Raw genomic sequence first — 17,880 nt, 5'->3', positions numbered from 1 at the left:
CTTAGAATTTACTTGATAGTTGAATTTTTGTAAAGACCTTCTTTGTATACAAAGGAAAATCGGCGTTCTGTAACCAACCATAATATCCCAGGTCTTTCTGGAAAACTACTTTTACACATTGTCCTTTATATTTACCGAAGCTGAAAGTTTCCTCCATCTTCTCGTTGAATCCAATAAACCCTGCTAAATCCGCATTCTTATTATGAAATGTAAATTCACTCAAAGCAGCAATTTCATTCGGCACGTCATCATATTTTCCTACCTGGGCATCTAATACCTCAAAGGTTGCCATAACGTCAGCCTCAGCGGAGTGTGCATTCTCCAATGTCTTACCACAGTAAAACTGATAAGCGGCTCCAAGGTTTCTCGGTTCTTTCTTATGGAAGATGGTTTGGGCATCCACCAACTTGAATTTGCTTAGGTCAAAATCAATTCCTGCGCGCAAAAGCTCCTCTGCAAGAAGAGGAACATCAAACCTGTTGGAGTTGAAACCTCCCAAATCTGAGCCTGAAATCATTTCCATTACCTTCGAAGCAATGGATTTAAAAGTAGGAGCGTCCTTAACGTCTTCGTCATAAATGCCGTGAATCTGGCTCGATTCCAAAGGAATTGGCATTTCAGGATTAATACGCCAGGTTTTACTTTCCCTGGATGCATCGGGATTTACCTTTAGAATACAGATTTCAACAATCCTGTCTTTTCCGATATTTGTTCCCGTTGTTTCAAGGTCGAAAATGCAAAGAGGTTTATATAGTTTTAAATTCATATTGAAGATTTATAAGTTGAGATAGTGAATTTTGAAGTAATAATATTTCAATTTATTTTAGTCAAAATTCTGAATTTATGTAAGTTGTTTTTGAAATATAAGTGAAATTAAAATATAATAAAGTATAACCATAGGGATTCCTACTGTTCCCAATATGATCAGAATGATAATGGAACCTATTAATAAAGCAAGTTTTGGATAATTGTCTTCCAGTTTCATGGATTTGAATTTCATGGCAATCATTTTAACAGGGCTTACCAAAAGTAACGAAAAGACAATGGTAATGGCTATCATCAGATATAGATTGGAAAATATAAACTCATAGCTCTGAGTTTTTTTAAAGGCATAATACAAGCCAAAAATTAAAATAGTATTGGAAGGTGTATTTAAACCTTTAAAGTAATACTTCTGATCTTCATCCAGATTAAAAATTGCTAACCTCAGGCATGAAAATACAGTAAGTAAAAATCCTGAATAAGCATACCATGGAATGTGAGAATAAGAATTGTCTGCGAGAGCAACAAACATGGTCAATCCCGGAATAAAACCAAAGCTTACCATATCCGCTAGTGAATCCAGCTGAACCCCCAGATTCGAATTAGCTTTTAAAGCACGGGCAACAAAGCCATCAAAAAAGTCTAAAACCAGCGAAAGGATAAGGCAAATAGCAGTTATTTTATAATCACCAAGGATAAGATGCACTGCCCCTATGCATCCGGAAAATAAATTTCCTAAGGTTAGGACGTTCGCAAGATTGTTTTTAATAAAATTCATAGTCACAAAATTACATTTTTTAAGAATTCTAGGTTAAAATATTCCCCACTAAAAAATACATTAATCTGAAATTGATGTAAATTTGCCAAATGAAATTTTTTAAAGAATTTAGAAAACAGGAAGTTCTGGTATTGGTATACCGGATTTTTTTGGCATATGTTTTTTATCAGATTGCCAGATTTTTGTTCTGGTATTTTAATAGAGAGCTCATAAAGGTAGATTCGGTTTCAGACTATTTTAGTTTATCTTTTCATGGAATTGCCTTTGATACTACTGCAATTTTATATGTCAATTCTTTATTTATTTTGCTGAGTCTTATCCCTGTTATAATCAATACCAGAAAGGGATATCAAAAAATGTTATTTTGGCTTTACTTTATCACAAATGGAATTGCCTATGCCATGAACTTCGGTGATTTTGTTTATTATAAATTTGCCCAGACAAGATTAACGTCGGCTGCATTTCAGGTGGCCAAGCATGAAACTAATATCGGAAAAGTGTTTGGTGCTTCCATTGTTCAGAATCCTTTTGTTCTTATATGGTTTTTTGTTCTTATGGCACTATGGGTTTTTCTTTACAAAAGGATAAAGATCACAGAACAGAAGCCGGTAAGACTTATTCCTTATTTTATCCTTTCTGTCCTTTGTCTATGTGGAATTACAGTTTTGGTAGTAGGAGGGATCCGTGGAGACTTCAGACACAGCACAAGGCCTATTAATCTTGTGGACGCAAATCGTTTCGTGAAAATTCCATCTCAGGGGAATATGGTTTTGAACAGTACGTTTTCATTCTTCAGAACATTAGGAACCAATAATTTTAAAGAAGTTCACTTTGTAGACCCGAAGTTTATAGAGGATAATATCCAGCCTTATAAAATATACGACAGGCAGGTAACCAACCGTCCGAATATCGTAATATTTATTGTTGAATCCTTCAGCAGGGAATATTCCGGAGCTTTTAATAAGGATAAGAATATTAAAGATTATGTTTCTTACACCCCGTTTATTGATAGTTTAGCTGGTGAAAGTTTAATTTTTCCCAACACCTTTGCGAATGGAAGACAGTCTATCCATGGAATGAGCAGTGTGCTTGCCGGAATTCCGAGTCTTACGGATGCTTTTACAAGTTCACCATATTCCAATCAGAAAATACAATCTATTGTTTCTATATGTAATGATCTGGGTTATGATACCTCATTTTATCATGGAGCACCCAATGGATCCATGGGATTCCTTGGCTTTGGAAATATTTTAGGTTTCAAACATTATTTTGGAAAGACCGAGTATAATAATGATGCCGATTTTGACGGAATGTGGGCGATCTGGGATGAGCCGTTTTTGCAATACTTTGCTAAAAATGTTGGGAAAACGCAACCATTTATGGCTACTGTTTTTACCGCTTCTTCTCACCATCCTTTTAAAATTCCTGAAAAATACCAGGGGAAATTTAAAAAAGGTAAAAATCAAATGCATGAACCGATACAATATACTGATTATTCAATAAAAAAATACTTTGAAACGGCTAAAAAACAACCCTGGTATAATAATACTATTTTCGTGTTTACCGGAGATCATACCAATGAAATCTATTATCCGGAATATCAGAAAAGTATGAACCGTTTTGCCGTTCCGATTATTTTATATTCTCCCAATCCCGAATATCATTTGAAAGGAGTAAATACGGAAGAAGCACAGCAGATTGATATTTACCCAACACTGGCAGATCTGATCGGATATAATAAAAGGATAAGAAGCTGGGGAAGAAGTCTCGTAAGTGATAAAAAATACCCTGCTATCATAGCAAATTCAGATGGCGGTGTGGAACAATTTATTATTGGGAATTATATCTATCGTTTCGACGGAAAAAATGTAGTAGGCATTTATGATAAATCAGATCTGGGATTGGAGAAAAATCTGGCAGATCATTTGAATACACCGGAGACTGAAAAAGGAAAGGAGATTGCCAAAGCCTGGTATCAGGATTATATGGACAGGGTTATCAACCGTAAACTGAACTAAGAGGGTGTTTAATTTTTTAAATTGGTATGTGTCTTGTTATATATGCCCAGTATAATAAATGTTTTTGTTTGTTTAAAATTAATTTATATTTTTAGCGTTAAATAGATAACAAGAACAGTATATCAAAATTAAAATAACAAGTATATGAGAAAATTATTATTTACCCTGGCATTTTCTTTGGCAAGTATATTATCTTTTGCACAGATAGAAGGAAAATGGAAAACTATAGATGATGAAACCAAACAGGCAAAATCTATTGTAGAAATCTATAAAAAAACAGATGGGACTTATTATGGCAAGGTATCGCAATTACTTATAAAGCCTGCTGATCCTAACTGTACAAATTGTAAAGATGACAGAAAAGGAAAACCTATTCTTGGACTGGAAATTATCAGGGGATTAAAAAAAGAAGGTGACGAATTTACCGGAGGAACTATTACAGATCCAAAGACTGGAAAAACGTATAAATGTACGATTACAAGATCCGGAGATCAGTTGAATGTAAGAGGATACATAGGTTTATCCCTGTTGGGAAGAACGCAGACTTGGCAAAAAGTAAACTAATCTGTTTTAAATAAAATTAATTAACGGCATTTCATTTAAATGAGATGCCGTTTTTATGATGTGTGTAATAAAAAAACACTATTTTTGTAGTCTAAATTTTTCAAAGAAATATGGCAGAATATACTTTTCGTGAGGTAATTGCACAGGCAATGAGTGAGGAAATGCGTAAAGACGAATCCATTTATTTAATGGGGGAGGAAGTTGCAGAATACAACGGTGCGTATAAAGCTTCAAAAGGAATGCTGGATGAATTTGGTCCTAAAAGAATAATCGATACACCGATCGCAGAACTTGGTTTTACCGGAATCTCCGTAGGTGCAGCGATGAATGGGAACAGACCCATTGTAGAATTTATGACATTCAATTTCTCTTTGGTAGGAATTGACCAGATTATCAATAATGCAGCAAAAATCCGTCAGATGAGTGGAGGACAGTGGAATTGTCCTATTGTTTTCCGTGGTCCTACTGCTTCTGCAGGCCAATTGGGAGCTACGCACTCTCAGGCTTTCGAAAGCTGGTATGCAAACTGTCCGGGATTGAAAGTGATCGTACCTTCTAATCCTTATGACGCAAAAGGATTATTGAAATCAGCAATCCAGGATAATGATCCGGTAATCTTCATGGAATCCGAGCAGATGTATGGAGATAAAATGGAAATTCCTGAAGAAGAATACTATCTACCGATCGGAAAGGCAGATATCAAGAAAGAAGGTAAGGATGTAACTCTGGTTTCTTTTGGTAAGATCATGAAAGTAGCGATTCAGGCTGCTGAAGATTTGGCTAAAGAAGGAATTTCTGTAGAGGTGATCGACCTTAGAACAATCCGTCCTTTGGATTATGATGCTATTTTAAATTCTGTTAAGAAAACAAACAGACTGGTTATTTTGGAAGAAGCATGGCCGTTTGCGTCTATCTCTTCTGAAATTGCATATATGGTTCAGCAAAAAGCTTTCGATTATCTGGATGCACCAATCAAGAGAATTACGACTCCTGATGCTCCTGCTCCATATTCAGCAGCTTTATTTGCAGAATGGTTCCCTAAACTTGAAAAAGTGAAAGAGGAGATTAAAAATGCGTTGTATATTAAATCATAGAGAAAAACTTCCGAAAGGAAGTTTTTTCATTTATTATATTCATGAAGAATAATTCATGAGGTCATAAATTTAGTGTAGATTTGCGCTTTTAAAATTAGCTGATATGTCAGAAGTTACAGAGGGTGGTCATCATTTTGACCTAAAGAAACTTTCATTTGTAGGGGTTATTGTGTCCCTCGGAATTGTTTTTGGGGATATTGGGACGTCACCATTGTACGTAATGAAAGCAATTGTGAATGCCCGAAAAGATGGTGCGGCAATGCCATTCGATGAATATATTGAAGGTGCATTATCATGTATTATCTGGACATTGACCCTTCAAACTACTATAAAGTATGTAATTATTGCTCTAAGAGCAGATAATAAAGGAGAAGGGGGAATTCTTGCACTTTATTCACTAGTAAAGAAACTCAAGAAGAAATGGCTCTATGTGGTTGCCATTATAGGAGCGGCAACACTTGTTGCAGATAGTGTAATCACTCCTTCATTAACGGTTATGTCTGCTATTGAAGGGTTAAAAATATATAATCCCGAGACACCGGTAGTTCTCATTACCCTGGTCATCCTGTTTGTAGTTTTTGTGGTACAACAGTTTGGAACGGCTTCTATTGGGAAATTCTTTGGACCCGTTATGGTAACCTGGTTCCTGGCCTTAGGGGTTTTCGGATCAATCCACCTTTTTGATCACATTGAAATTATAAGAGCATTTAACCCGATATATGCCTACAATCTTATTACACACTCTCCAAGTGCTATTGTTATCATGGGAGCAGTGTTCCTTTGTACAACAGGAGCGGAAGCTTTGTACTCGGATTTGGGGCATTGTGGTGCTAAAAATATAAGAATCAGCTGGGTGTTTGTAAAATTAATGCTTATCCTGAACTATCTTGGACAAGGAGCATGGCTGCTGGATAATTATCATCAGGTGTTCAGTGGTGTGAATCCATTCTTTGGAATTATGCCGCAATGGGCCGTTTTACCTGGGGTTATCCTTGCAACAGCCGCTGCAATTATCGCCAGTCAAGCCGTAATCACCGGATCATTTACTATGTTCTCGGAAGCCATGTCAGTTTCATTCTGGCCGAATCAGCACATTGAATATCCTTCGGGTATTAAAGGACAAATGTATATCCCGGGAGTAAACTGGGGATTGATGGTATTCTGTTTTGTTGTGGTTATATTTTTTCAAAAATCTGAAAGAATGGAAGCGGCTTATGGTCTGACGATTACCATTACCATGTTAATGACCACCATACTATTACTTTTCTGGTTAAGCAGAACACGGGTAAGCAAATTCTTTATTATAGGTTTCGGAGCGGTTTATCTTTTCCTTGAATCAGGATTTTTCTATGCCAATGTCATCAAATTTGTTGATGGAGGATGGCTAACAATGGTATTAGGTGGGTTTATTGCAGTATGTATGTATGCATGGTATAACGGCAGACTGATCAAGGCTAACTTTATACAATATGTAAAGATCGATAAATATGTGTCTATTATTAAGGATATGAAACTTGATGAGACCATTCCTAAATATGCTACCAATCTTGCTTACTTAAGCAGAGCAAAAAGAAATGACGAGGTAGAGTCAAAGATTATTTATTCCATCATCAAGAAACAGCCTAAAAGGGCAGATCATTATTTTGTTTTAAGTATTGTAAATCAGGAAGATCCCTATACTTTTAAATATACGGTAGATGAAATATTACCAGGAACTGTATTTAAAGTGAATTTTCTTTTAGGATTTAAAGTAGACCGCAGAATCAATGATTATTTCGGTATGGTTCTGAAAGATCTTATGGCTGATGGAACTATTCCATCAAGAAGCAGTCACCCTTCTTTGAGAGCACATAATATACCTCCGGATCTTAAATATGTGATTATAGATAATACGTATATCAACGATATACTTTTGACGGTAAAACAAAAAATCACGCTTAATATTTACAATTTTGTGAAGTATATTGGAAGTGACGATTTCAAGGCCTGGGGAGTCACTTCACACAATGTAGTGGTGGAATCTGCTCCGATTACAGAGGAGACATTATATGATAAAAAAATTGAACAGGCGGGATTTTTACGCCATAACTTCTAAGCACCACTTTATAAGCATACTATCTATTTAAATAAAAATTAATAAATTTGTAGATAATTATTTTAATGGATACTATACAAAAAGAAAAAAATATAGCTCTTATCAAAGATGTTTTGAGAAACTACCTTTTAGAAAAAGGTTTCCGAAACACGCCTGAGAGATACACCATATTGGAAGAGATCTATAATATGGATCACCACTTCAATGTGGATGATCTCTATCTGTTGATGATGCAGAAGAAATATCATGTTTCTAAAGCAACAATTTACAATACAATTGAGATCTTCCTGGATGCAGGGCTAATTCGTAAACACCAATTTGGAGAAAAAACACTGACGTCTTCATCTTATGAGAAGTCTTATTTTGATAAGCAACACGATCACTTGGTGATCTACAAAAAAGATTCTGATAAGGAGATTGAGGAAATTATAGAGTTTTGTGATCCTAGGATTCAAGGGATCAAAGAAGCTATAGAAGATGCTTTTGGCGTAAAAATTGATTCTCATTCGCTGTATTTTTATGGCATTAAGAATGACTAATCAATGAGACTGATTCTTTTTCTGATACTCTTTGTTTCTACTTTTATATTTGCGCAAGATCAACAAAAACCTGCGCAAAGGGATCCTTATTTAAAAGCTCCTGTAAATAATAATACACCCAAGCAAATAAGACCTGAAGATAAAATTAAAATCATCCATGCGGATTTTGTAAAAAAAGATCCTGCAAAGTATGACGGAAACCAATATCTTGAGGGAAATGTAAAAATCGAAAATCAGGGTTCTATCCTTACGGCAGATGAAGTTGTGCTGTATAGCGAAGAAAACTTTGCGAAAGCGATTGGTAATACAAAGCTCCAGAACACAGATGGATCGGTAATTACTGCTGGGGAAATGGAATACGATGGGAATACCCAAAAGGGCGTTGCACGTAAGAACGTAGTCCTTACCGACCCAAAGCAAACCATCAGAACCGATATTCTTTATTACGATAAACTTTCAAATCTTGCCTATTTTAATACAGGAGGAACGATTTCTGACGGACAGAATGTGATGTATACAAAATCTGCGACCTATTTTCTGGATACGAAGATGATCGATTTTGTAGGCAATGTAAAAATTGATACTCCGGACTATGTTATCGAAGGTCCCAACATTAAACAGAACCAGAATACTAAAGTTGCTGAGTTCTTTGGTCCGACAACGATAACCAACAGGGCCAATCCGAAAAACTATATATACACCGAAAGAGGTACCTATAAAATGGGTTCTAAAGAATCCTACCTTAATAAAAATTCGGGGATACATTATAACGATAAAATTCTGACCGGAGATGATATGTATTTTAATCAGCTCACAGGGTTTGGTACAGCTACCGGAAATGTGACATTAGATGATCCTAAAGAAAAAAGATATGTGAAAGGAGGTTATGGAGAAATTTTTCAAAAGAAAGATTCTTCGATCATTACCAAAAATCCATATGCCGTAAAGATCCTTGAAAAGGATTCTATATATTTTGCAGCTGAAAAGATAATCTCTTATCAGAAACCTGATGAAACTGATGCTACAAAGAAAAAAAGTTTTTTGAGAGCATTCAGGAAAGGAAGGTTTTATAAGTCCAATGCACAGGGAAGAGCAGATTCCATTGCATTTAACGAAACGGATGGTATTATGCATATGTATACTGCACCAATCTTATGGAGTGGAGAAAAGCAGGTGACAGGAGATAAAATCGAAGCTTATTTTAATACGGCAACCGAGGATCTTGACTCCTTGAAAGTAATAGGAAATGCATTTGCTATAAGTAAAGTTGATTCTTTGAACCTGAAAGATGAGTTCAACCAGGTAAAAGGAAAGCTCATGACCGTTTATTATGAAAAAAGCGAGGTCAAAGAAACCAAAGTTATAGGAAATGCACAGGCTATAAGTTATGCGGATGACTTTAACGAAAAGACTAAAGAGAATGAAAGAATAGGTATTACCCTTACCTCATGTGGAATTATTGATGCTATATTTGAAAGCAGAGTACTTCAGATTGTATCCTGTAATATCGGGGCAACGTCCGATACATATCCTATGAGTAAGATAGAACCTGCCAGAAGAAAGTTTCAGGACTTTAACTGGAATACAAAAGACAGAATCAGGAAATGGCAGGATATCCTCGTAGATACTCCTGGATATGAAGAGATAAAATACGAAGCCGACACTGAACTTTATGATGCGGCTAAAGAAGCTGTTGAAAAGGAAAAAGCTAAGGAAGAAGCTAAAAAACCTAAGAGAGTCAGAAAATAAGTTTCTGTAAAATATAAAAGGCCTGCCAAAAAGCAGGCTTTTTTTGTGTAATGATAATTTCGGGATTTAATGAATGTTTTTTAGCTTTGCTAAAATTTTATTTAAAATGGAATTGCAAAAAGGTTTTTTTTCATACCAGGCACAAACTACACAATTTGCAGCAGGTTTTGAAGTTGAAAAAGCAGAAGGAAGCTATATTTTTGGAACGGACGGAAAGAGATATCTTGATTTTGTAGCAGGAGTTTCTGCCAATACTTTGGGACATTCCCATCCTAAAATCGTTAATGCAATCAAAGAACAGGCGGAAAAGTACCTTCATGTAATGGTATATGGTGAATATGCGCAGGATAAACCTGTGGCATTATGTCGTTTGCTGGCAGAAGCTACTCCGGATCCGCTGGAAGTTACTTATCTTGTCAATAGTGGAGCTGAAGCTATAGATGGAAGTCTGAAGCTGGCCAAAAGATATACCGGAAGGGAAGAAATTATTTCCTTTAAAGATTCTTATCATGGAAATACCCATGGAGCATTAAGTGTTTCGGGAAATGAGTATCATAAGAGGGAATTTCGTCCTCTTTTACCGATGGTATCATTTATTGAATTCAATAATGAAGACGATCTGGATAAGATTACAGAGAAGACAGCCTGTGTAATCCTTGAAACGATACAGGGTGCGGCAGGATTTTTAGTTCCTCAGAACGATTATCTGAAGAAATTAAAAAAAAGATGTGAGGAGGTGGGGGCTCTCCTTATCCTGGATGAGATACAACCGGGGTTTGGAAGGACAGGTAAGCTGTTTTCATTTGAGCATTATGGAATTGTTCCGGATATCCTTGTTATGGGGAAAGGAATGGGAGGTGGAGTCCCTGTTGGGGCTTTTATGAGCTCTAAGGAAATAATGAATAGTTTGTCACATTCGCCGAAGTTGGGACATATCACTACATTCGGAGGGAACCCTCTTATAGCGGCATCCAGCTATGCAACATTAAAAGAAGTGCTAGAAAGTGGGTTAATGAATGAGGTGGACAGGAAAGAGGAACTATTCAGGGCATTACTGGTGCATCCCAAGATCAGTAATATAAACGGGAGAGGGTTGATGCTCGCTGTAAATTTAGGAAGCCCGGAATATACTTTAAAAGTTGCTCAGAAGTGTATGGAAAAAGGTCTTGTAGTGTTCTGGCAACTGTACAGGAATGAATATTTAAGAATTTCTCCACCATTAACCATATCTCTTGAGGAAATAAAAGAGGGATGCCAGATTATCCTTGAAGTTTTAAACGAAAATTAGATATCAATCTCTTCTTTCAAAGAAGAGAATTTTTTATGCCAAGCACTGTAAATTTTGCTTTTAAAATCCTTCACGATAGTGTCAGAACAACTGTGACAAATATCATGCATATTGTATAAAAAAGTAAATACATTTTTGTGTAATAAAAAAATTAATTTATATATTGCGGGACGATAAAACAAAGATTATATGGCGAAACTTAAAGTCCATTACGAATTTCCAATGCATTGTCTTTCAGAGATTTTATATGAGTATCTGGCGACGGCAGAAGGATTATCTGAATGGTTTGCGGATGAGGTAGTAGAGAAAGGAGATGACTTCTTTTTTAGCTGGGGTGGAGGCCCTGCTGAAAAGGCGACTTTGATTAGATATAAGCCAGAAGGTTTCGTGCGTTTCAGATGGGAAGAAGATGAGGGAACAAAGAATTTCTTTGAAATGACCATCACGATTGATGATATTACTGAAGATTTGGCTTTAAATATCACAGACTTTTGTGAAGAAGGAGATGAAGAAGAAAATGCGATGTATTGGGAGAATCTTATAGAAAACCTAAGAATAAAACTAGGGGCTGCTTAATAGTGGGCTGTACAAAATGATAAAACTGATGAACGATTTATCGTTCATTATTTTTTTATAAATAAATCATACATTGGAAAATCAATATTTTACATCAGACGAATTGAATGTGAAGAACAGGGCATTTCTCCTGGGAGATGCTGTAAAGGTTTCTTTTTTTATTAGAAACTCTAAGCTCATTATGGACGAAGAGTGTTATTTCTTCCTAATGGCCTCAATGAGAAAAATGAGAATGAATATTCCTTTGACTTATACTCTTGAATTTTTTCAAACTCTTTTTCAAAAAGAGGTGATTGAAGGAAAGAATAGTAAAAATGCGATTATTAATTTTCAGGTTTTCAGAAATTCAGATGAACTTACTTTAGCAAAATCATCAATTTCCTATTTTTATGAAGTCGATGAAAAGGATGATATTCTGGCCATTCATCAAAGGCTTCTTGAGCTTGATCTTATCAAAGAAATTAATGTAAATAATAATCTTTTGAGTAATATCAGGGTTCATTGTCCGGAAAACATCTATGGAGGGATTTATGCTCAGGAAAACGATCTGGATGATGTGATTCTGCTTAATCCGAATAAGAGGATTGCGAGATCTACTTCTGGAAACCTTCTGTTTTTAGAAGGAAATATCATTAAAGTTCCAAAACATTCTGAAGGTGCATACATTTCTCCTTTACTGGAAAATTTTGTTACTTTTTTACATAAGAATAATCTTGCTGATATTCAGGAGCATGAAATTATTGCATTTGAATCTCAGAAAGCTGAAGAAATTTTAATGATTTCAGATGAGAAAGGCATATTTTCTGTAGGAAAGATAAGAAATAAGACTTTTGGAAATTCCCGATTCACCGAATTGGTGGAAAAATGGAAGGAAAGTTTTTAAAATTGACAAACCCGGTAAACAACAAAAGTTCCAAAGTCCTTTACCGGGTTTTATTCTGAATATATCAGAAATTGTATTTTTTTAAACCTGCTGAGATGTATCTGGCAGACTTATTTACAATATTATTTTTATTTATTGCCTCGCTTCACCTTAATAGGCTTAAGAGTTAAAAATACTTCCGGAAAGAAAAATAAAATAAGTTGTTTTAAGATTTTCATTTTCACGACTTTTTGGTTATTCAAATAACGGAAATTCTTTCTTAAAAATTGGTTAAAGCAAGCTTAAAATTTGTTAATATTTTCTCTCTAATTCCCAATATAAGTAGAATTAATTCAATGAAATATCTTCCGGGGAATTAGCCCAGAGTAGATATTCACCACCCAGATTCTGCATGATAGTTTTCCATAAGGTCTGGTCATTGGGTAATGTATAGTCCAGATTATAGATATCGACTACAGTCCACATTTTTCTTTGAACCTCACTATCCAGCTGATTGGCTGTCCATCCTGAATATCCGGAAAAGATCTTGACATCATCTATAAGGAGGTCTCCACTTAAAACGGCGCTAATGATGTTTTCAATATCCTCTGTCAGATAAAATCCATCAGCAATATCAGTATATAGTTCCGTTACTTTTTTGCCTTTTACAATAAAGAATATCTTATCATTTTCCACCGGTCCACCATCGTACACATCGATTTTAAAATCAAAGAAGTTCTTGAACTTGCCACTCACCTGATTGTTTTTCTTATTTAATATTAAACCAAATGCGCCGCTTTCGTTGTGTTCTACGATAAGGACTACTGATCTGGAAAAAATATCTCCGGAAATATCAGGTGTGGAAATTAATATTTTACCTTTGTATGAGTAATGCATACTCAAATTTAATAAAAAATATTTATGGAAAACCTTCACGATAAGAGAAAAATCTATGAGAAATCCCAACTTATTGAAAGTGAGATAAAACAAAATCCGATTGAGCAATTCAGGGATTGGTTTCTTACAGCGTCAGAGAATCCAGGTGTTTCCGAAGCAAATGCAATGGCTATATCAACTGTAGAGGAAGATGGATGCCCAAGGACGAGAATGGTTCTTTTAAAGGCATATACGTATGAAGGGTTTATTTTTTACACCAATTATTCAAGCAAGAAAGGAAAGGCAATTGAAAAAAATCATAAGGCCTGTCTCCATTTTTTCTGGCCAACACTTGAAAGGCAGATCATCATAAAAGCCAATTTGGAACGGGTAGCGGAGAATCTGAGTGATGGCTATTTTCATTCCAGACCAAAAGGCAGCCAGCTGGGTGCAGTAGTGTCGCCTCAAAGCCAGATTATTCCCAACAGGGAGTTTCTGGAAGAGAAATTAAAAGAGCTGGAGAAGCAATATGAAACGGATGAAGTTCCAAGACCCGAGAATTGGGGTGGCTATATCGCAAAACCTTATGAGATAGAATTCTGGCAGGGCAGACCCAATAGATTACATGACAGGATTATCTATCAGCTTGAAGGTCTCGACTGGAAAATTTCCCGTTTAGCGCCTTAATCCCTTTATCAAACTGAATAAACATAAAAAAACCTCATCAAAAGATGAGGTTTGCATTTTCTAATCTGAATGATTATTTTTTCTTAGCTCCAGAAACTGCTGTAGATAGATCAGCTCCAGCTTTGAATTTAGCAACTTTTTTAGCAGCAATTTTGATTGGTTTTTTAGTTGCAGGGTTGATACCTTGTCTAGCAGCTCTCTCAGCTACTGAGAAAGTACCGAATCCTACTAAAGAAACTTTTCCGTCTTTTTTCTTTAAAGTAGTAGTTACGTTAGAAATAAAAGATTCAAGAGCAGACTTTGCTGCAACTTTTGTAATTCCTGCATCTTTTGCGATTGCGTCGATTAATTCAGACTTGTTCATAATTTTTAATATTAAAGTTGGTTCGTAATTATAGCAAATATAATACTATTTTCTAATTGTGCAATTTTTTTATTAAATTTTGTGTTATTTTTTTGATTTTGGCGAAAAAACATCAAAATATCATAATTCGGTTTTTCACCAAAAATCTACGTTACCCGTTACTAAAATCATGCCAAATGCTTATGTGTATTGACTTTAGCTAAATCGGAATATTATTTTTTGTATTTATTAAATCTTGAATTTGTATTAAGTATTAATGTATTTGGTGATATGATTGTAGATTTAGTAAGTAAAATCCAAATATTTTAATTTAAAAAAAAATAAATACCTGTGTATCTGATGCTTTTAAAATGGTTATAAACTTCAATTTATAAATTTTTATTAATAAATTTGCAGCATGTTAATAGAAGTTTTCAAGTCAAAGATTCACAGGGTACGGGTTACTGCCTCAGACCTTAATTATATCGGGAGTATAACGATTGACGAAGATCTTATCGAAGCTGCCGGATTGGTGGTAGGTGAGAGAGTTTATATCGTAAACGTAAACAATGGAGAGCGTTTCGATACATACATTATAAAAGGTAAGAGAAAATCCGGAGAGGTATGCTTAAACGGGCCTGCTGCAAGAAAAGTTCAGAAGGATGATATCATCATTATTATAGCTTATGCACAAATGACGCCGGAGGAGGCAAAAAGTTTCCAGCCAAAGATCGTTTTCCCGGATGAAAAGACAAACCTTCTTACCTGATTCATGGAGAAAAAACAAACGAATCCCATAAAGTCAATAATTACAGTCGTAATTTCGCTTGCTTTTGCAGGCTTTTTTTTATGGCTTGCTTTAAAGGGACTTGATTTTAAGGTGATTCAGAAATCATTGGCAAAAGCAAACTACCTGTGGGTTTTATTTGCTTCTGTTTTTGGGATTTTAGCCTACTGGTTTCGGGCTGTTCGCTGGAATCTTTTATTAGAACCTATGGGGCATCAGATCTCTAACTCCAATTCATTGTGGTCTATTTCATTTGGCTACCTGATGAATCTTACCATTCCCAGAAGTGGAGAAGTAGCAAGGGCTACGGCATTGTATGGAGTGGAAGGAGTTCCGGTAGATAAATCTTTTGGAACGATTATTTTGGAAAGAGTAGTTGATCTTATTTGTATGTTGGGATTCTTGGGATTAACCTTAATCTTTAAATACAAGGCCATTCTTTCTTTTTACGAAAACTCAGGAATAGATATCAACCCAAATAAAATTTTAATCATTCTTTTAATTCTTGTAGTAGGAACAATACTTTTTTTTGTTCTCAAAAAGAAGCTTGCAACAATTCCTCTTTTAGGAAAGATTATTGGCTTTATAGATGGAATCTTCCAGGGGATCACTTCGATTTTCAGGCTGAAACAGAAAGGAAAGTTTATTTTGTATACGCTGGGAATCTGGATATCCTATTATTTTGCAGCCTATCTTGTATGTTTTGCACTTCCGGAAACTTCAAACTTCACCATTGCTGACGGTTTCTTTATTATTGTAGTAGGAACATTGGGAATGATCATTCCTGCCAGTGGAGGTATCGGAGCCTTCAACCTGGCTATGAAATTCGGATTTATGGCATTATTTATATCCATGGGAAAAAGTGCGGAATTAGGAGGTGAAATGGGACTTACTTATTCTTTTATTTCCTTACCTCTGCAAATTGTAATTATGCTGGTCATGGGATTGATTTCTATTCCAATGCTGGCGAAAGCAAGAAATAGCAGAGTCAGTCACAATAATTTTGAAAGTTAATATCCATTCTGATATACAATACAGCCCGGTCAATTAGATCGGGCTTTTTCTATTAAAATATTTGGATATTCGGGAAATCAAATTTATCTTAGATATTTAAGATTTTATTATGGCAATTAACCTACAGAAAGGACAAAGAATAGATATAGGATTAACAAAACTAACGATTGGACTAGGATGGGATCCTAATGATGGAAGAGGATATGATTTTGATCTTGATGCTTCTGCAATTATGATCGATGCGGAAAGAAAACTTGTAAGTGAAGATTATTTTGTTTTTTATAACAATCTAAGCTCTCCGGATGGCGCATTGACTCATACGGGTGATGATCCGAGTGGAAAGAACAGTGACGGGGATGATGATGAATCTATTATTATCGATTTGGAAAAAGTTGATGGAAGAGTAGAAGAAATACTCTTTGTGGTTACCATCGAAGATTTTGAAAGAAGAAAACAAAATTTTGGTCAGGTAAGAAATTCATATATCAGGATCATTGATAATAATAGCAACCAGGAAATCGCCAAATATGAACTGGATGAGGATTTTTCTATAGAAACGGGAATCGAGTTCGGCAGGTTATACAAGAGGAATGGAAGCTGGAAATTTGAGGCTTCCGGAATTGGTTACAGGGCAGACCTTTCTTTCTTCCTTGAAAAATATTATAAAGGGCAAATCATTAAATAACAATGGCAATTAATTTACAAAAAGGCCAAACGATAGATCTCAGGAAAAACAATCTTGGTGAAAGCGTTTATGATCTTTCTCAGGTCACTATCGGATTGGGTTGGGACGTTCGCAAGCAGGGAGGTTTCTTTGGGAGGTTATTCAGCAATGAACCCGAATATGATCTCGATGCTGTTGCTTTTCTTCTGGATAAAAACGGGAAAGTTGCTGATATGGGAAGAACTCTTCATGGGCATAATGGAAAACAGGTTGTGCTTTATGAAAGTGATGTTATTTACTTTAATTCGATGCGTCATCCTTCAGGTCACATCTGGTTGACGGGTGATAATAGAACAGGGGAAGGCGATGGAGATGATGAACAGATTATAGTGAAGCTGGATCAATTAAACGAACGTTATCAAAAGATAATTTTTGTCGTGTCTATATATCAGGGAAGGACCAACAGACAGCATTTCGGAATGATTGATAATGCTTTTATCAGAGCGGTTGATGCAAGAGGAAAAGAAATTACAAAATATAGTCTTTCCGGAGATAGCAGTATGAATGGCATGTGCTCGATGGTTTTTGCTGAAGCATATCGCCATCATGGAGACTGGAAATTCAGGGCAATAGGAGATCCTTACAGTACGGATAATTTTATAGATGTTCTGGTGCCTTATACGTATAAATAAAAAGTATGCTGAAAAGCATACTTTTTTTAATTAAAAAATTTCATATTATAAGAATGATCATCTTCATCGATGATTTTAAAACCTAAGCTGGAATAAAGTTTCTGTGCCCGATTAGTTTTTAAAACACTAAGGGAAACTGATTTCTGATCCGAAACCGATTCACGGATAATTTTTTCCAAAATAGATTTTCCAATACCCAGACCTTGTTGGTCAGGATGAATCTGAAGTTGTAAAATATCTATATTATCTGCAGTTCTGTTTATTTTTAACAATCCCATTGGGTTATCATTTAAAATGATGATATGAGCATTTTCAAATTGGTAAAGGATCCTTTGAAGAGCATATTCTTTTGTGGTTGGCAGATTCGAAGTGGCATAATGCTCAGTCATCGTTTTCATTCTCAGATCGAGCAGGAATTCAATATCGCTTTCCTTAGCTTTCCTGTATTTCAATGCAAAGTTCATAGTATATTCAGCCTTTTCAATACCACGA

At 35.5% G+C, this 17,880-nt stretch carries 19 protein-coding genes; 14 read left to right on the top strand and 5 right to left on the bottom strand.

The window, feature by feature from the left end; all coding sequences use genetic code 11:
- Nucleotide 1: 1 nt before the first annotated feature.
- Together AC0INN_RS15875 and AC0INN_RS15870 are read right to left on the bottom strand one after the other, a co-directional pair.
- A complete protein-coding gene (locus AC0INN_RS15875) occupies nucleotides 2–766 on the bottom strand; it encodes a 3'-5' exonuclease (protein WP_273649206.1) in 765 nt (254 codons plus the stop codon).
- A gap of 75 nt (nucleotides 767–841) precedes the next feature.
- Complete coding sequence (locus tag AC0INN_RS15870) at nucleotides 842–1,540, bottom strand: CDP-alcohol phosphatidyltransferase family protein (protein ID WP_273649205.1); 699 nt, start codon at nucleotides 1,538–1,540, stop codon at nucleotides 842–844.
- Nucleotides 1,541–1,629: 89 nt separating this feature from the next.
- On the opposite strand from AC0INN_RS15870, the gene AC0INN_RS15865 reads away from it, so the two are divergent.
- From AC0INN_RS15865 to AC0INN_RS15825, 9 genes are all read left to right on the top strand, one after another.
- A complete protein-coding gene (locus AC0INN_RS15865) occupies nucleotides 1,630–3,558 on the top strand; it encodes an LTA synthase family protein (RefSeq protein ID WP_306614018.1) in 1,929 nt (642 codons plus the stop codon).
- 144 nt (nucleotides 3,559–3,702) lie between these two features.
- Nucleotides 3,703–4,122, top strand: coding sequence for a DUF2147 domain-containing protein (locus AC0INN_RS15860; RefSeq protein WP_172280181.1), 420 nt, complete (start codon nucleotides 3,703–3,705; stop codon nucleotides 4,120–4,122).
- Between the two features lie 110 nt (nucleotides 4,123–4,232).
- Nucleotides 4,233–5,216 carry a pyruvate dehydrogenase complex E1 component subunit beta gene (locus tag AC0INN_RS15855; protein WP_273649199.1) on the top strand — a complete coding sequence of 328 codons (984 nt, stop codon included), beginning with the start codon at nucleotides 4,233–4,235 and terminating at the stop codon, nucleotides 5,214–5,216.
- Between the two features lie 103 nt (nucleotides 5,217–5,319).
- Nucleotides 5,320–7,311 carry a KUP/HAK/KT family potassium transporter gene (locus tag AC0INN_RS15850; protein ID WP_172280177.1) on the top strand — a complete coding sequence of 664 codons (1,992 nt, stop codon included), beginning with the start codon at nucleotides 5,320–5,322 and terminating at the stop codon, nucleotides 7,309–7,311.
- A gap of 65 nt (nucleotides 7,312–7,376) precedes the next feature.
- Nucleotides 7,377–7,850 (top strand): Fur family transcriptional regulator, encoded by a 474-nt coding sequence (locus AC0INN_RS15845; protein WP_089027587.1) that lies wholly within the window; start codon nucleotides 7,377–7,379, stop codon nucleotides 7,848–7,850.
- 3 nt (nucleotides 7,851–7,853) lie between these two features.
- On the top strand, nucleotides 7,854–9,599 hold the full coding sequence (locus AC0INN_RS15840) for an OstA-like protein (RefSeq protein WP_306614013.1): 1,746 nt from the start codon (nucleotides 7,854–7,856) through the stop codon (nucleotides 9,597–9,599).
- A 106-nt stretch (nucleotides 9,600–9,705) separates the two neighbouring features.
- Entirely contained in the window at nucleotides 9,706–10,887 is a 1,182-nt protein-coding gene (locus tag AC0INN_RS15835) for an aspartate aminotransferase family protein (RefSeq protein ID WP_373428025.1), read from the top strand.
- Between the two features lie 189 nt (nucleotides 10,888–11,076).
- Nucleotides 11,077–11,463 carry an START-like domain-containing protein gene (locus tag AC0INN_RS15830; RefSeq protein WP_172280173.1) on the top strand — a complete coding sequence of 129 codons (387 nt, stop codon included), beginning with the start codon at nucleotides 11,077–11,079 and terminating at the stop codon, nucleotides 11,461–11,463.
- Between the two features lie 73 nt (nucleotides 11,464–11,536).
- Nucleotides 11,537–12,346: an aminotransferase class IV gene (locus AC0INN_RS15825; RefSeq protein ID WP_172280171.1), complete on the top strand. Its 810-nt coding sequence runs from the start codon at nucleotides 11,537–11,539 to the stop codon at nucleotides 12,344–12,346.
- A gap of 327 nt (nucleotides 12,347–12,673) precedes the next feature.
- On the opposite strand, the gene AC0INN_RS15820 is transcribed toward AC0INN_RS15825, so the two are convergent.
- Nucleotides 12,674–13,222 (bottom strand): YqgE/AlgH family protein, encoded by a 549-nt coding sequence (locus tag AC0INN_RS15820; protein ID WP_273649193.1) that lies wholly within the window; start codon nucleotides 13,220–13,222, stop codon nucleotides 12,674–12,676.
- A 24-nt stretch (nucleotides 13,223–13,246) separates the two neighbouring features.
- Between AC0INN_RS15820 and pdxH the strand changes: the two genes are divergently transcribed.
- On the top strand, nucleotides 13,247–13,888 hold the full coding sequence (gene pdxH / locus AC0INN_RS15815) for a pyridoxamine 5'-phosphate oxidase (RefSeq protein WP_273649191.1): 642 nt from the start codon (nucleotides 13,247–13,249) through the stop codon (nucleotides 13,886–13,888).
- A gap of 73 nt (nucleotides 13,889–13,961) precedes the next feature.
- Here the strand turns inward: pdxH and AC0INN_RS15810 are convergent, their stop codons facing one another.
- Nucleotides 13,962–14,252 (bottom strand): HU family DNA-binding protein, encoded by a 291-nt coding sequence (locus AC0INN_RS15810; protein WP_034682524.1) that lies wholly within the window; start codon nucleotides 14,250–14,252, stop codon nucleotides 13,962–13,964.
- Nucleotides 14,253–14,649: 397 nt separating this feature from the next.
- Here AC0INN_RS15810 and panD point away from each other — a divergent pair, with 397 nt between their 5' ends.
- The 4 genes from panD to AC0INN_RS15790 all read left to right on the top strand — a co-directional run bounded on the left by panD (nucleotide 14,650) and on the right by AC0INN_RS15790 (nucleotide 17,388).
- Nucleotides 14,650–15,000 (top strand): aspartate 1-decarboxylase, encoded by a 351-nt coding sequence (gene panD / locus AC0INN_RS15805; RefSeq protein WP_172280165.1) that lies wholly within the window; start codon nucleotides 14,650–14,652, stop codon nucleotides 14,998–15,000.
- 3 nt (nucleotides 15,001–15,003) lie between these two features.
- Nucleotides 15,004–16,032 carry a lysylphosphatidylglycerol synthase transmembrane domain-containing protein gene (locus AC0INN_RS15800; protein ID WP_273649186.1) on the top strand — a complete coding sequence of 343 codons (1,029 nt, stop codon included), beginning with the start codon at nucleotides 15,004–15,006 and terminating at the stop codon, nucleotides 16,030–16,032.
- 109 nt (nucleotides 16,033–16,141) lie between these two features.
- Nucleotides 16,142–16,717: a TerD family protein gene (locus AC0INN_RS15795; protein ID WP_172280161.1), complete on the top strand. Its 576-nt coding sequence runs from the start codon at nucleotides 16,142–16,144 to the stop codon at nucleotides 16,715–16,717.
- Between the two features lie 2 nt (nucleotides 16,718–16,719).
- Entirely contained in the window at nucleotides 16,720–17,388 is a 669-nt protein-coding gene (locus AC0INN_RS15790; RefSeq protein WP_172280159.1) for a TerD family protein, read from the top strand.
- Nucleotides 17,389–17,414: 26 nt separating this feature from the next.
- Here the strand turns inward: AC0INN_RS15790 and AC0INN_RS15785 are convergent, their stop codons facing one another.
- Nucleotides 17,415–17,852, bottom strand: coding sequence for a GNAT family N-acetyltransferase (locus AC0INN_RS15785; protein ID WP_273649183.1), 438 nt, complete (start codon nucleotides 17,850–17,852; stop codon nucleotides 17,415–17,417).
- Nucleotides 17,853–17,880: the final 28 nt, after the last annotated feature.

This window comes from Chryseobacterium subflavum (assembly GCF_055762745.1).
This window is presented reverse-complemented; position numbering and strand designations above follow the sequence as displayed.